Source organism: Sphingomonas sp. CCH9-F2, assembly GCF_001556735.1.
Lineage (GTDB): Bacteria > Pseudomonadota > Alphaproteobacteria > Sphingomonadales > Sphingomonadaceae > Sphingomonas > Sphingomonas ginsenosidimutans.
In genome coordinates this window covers 1-552 of the sequence record NZ_LSJO01000078.1, presented here as the reverse complement: position 1 = coordinate 552, position 552 = coordinate 1, and the positions used below count along the sequence as shown (strand labels likewise).

Annotated in this window: 1 protein-coding gene; it reads left to right on the top strand. The window is 75.9% G+C overall.

The annotated features are described in order from the left end of the window. Positions 1-51: 51 nt before the first annotated feature. The coding region (locus AX685_RS02230; protein WP_231738512.1) for a LysM peptidoglycan-binding domain-containing protein at positions 52-552 on the top strand (501 nt) is incomplete at its 3' end.

The following is a 552-nucleotide window of genomic DNA, read 5'->3' as shown; positions in this document are numbered from 1 at the left end:
TCTCCGGTGCCCGCGCCCCCGCGCGCTGCATCCCCGGCGGCGGCTGCCCCCGTGGCGCAGCTGCCCGCGCCGCGCCCGGCGTGGGAAGCCCGCCCTGTGACCCCGGACGCGACGATCGTCGCGGCACAGACCTATACCGTGCGCAGCGGCGATACGCTGGCGGCGATCGCCGATCGCACCGGCGCGTCGGCCGCGGCGATCGCGCGCGCCAACGCACTGGCACAGCCCTATCTCGTCGTCGCCGGGCAGACGCTGTCGATCCCCGGCGGGCGCTATCACCGCGTCCATCCGGGGGAGACGGGCATCGCGATCGCGCGCGCCTATGGCGTCCCGTGGTCGCAGATGGTCGCCGCCAACGACCTGGTCGAACCCTTCATCCTGCGCGCGGGACAGCGTATCCTGATCCCCTCCGCCGCACCCGACCGGGCGAGCAGCGCGGCCGAACGCGCCGCCGCCTTCCGCCTCGACGTCGATTCGATCCTGACCGGCGGCGAACCCGCGGTCGCCGCGAACCAGCCCGCTACCGCCACCCCGACGCCCCCGGCCTGGGGC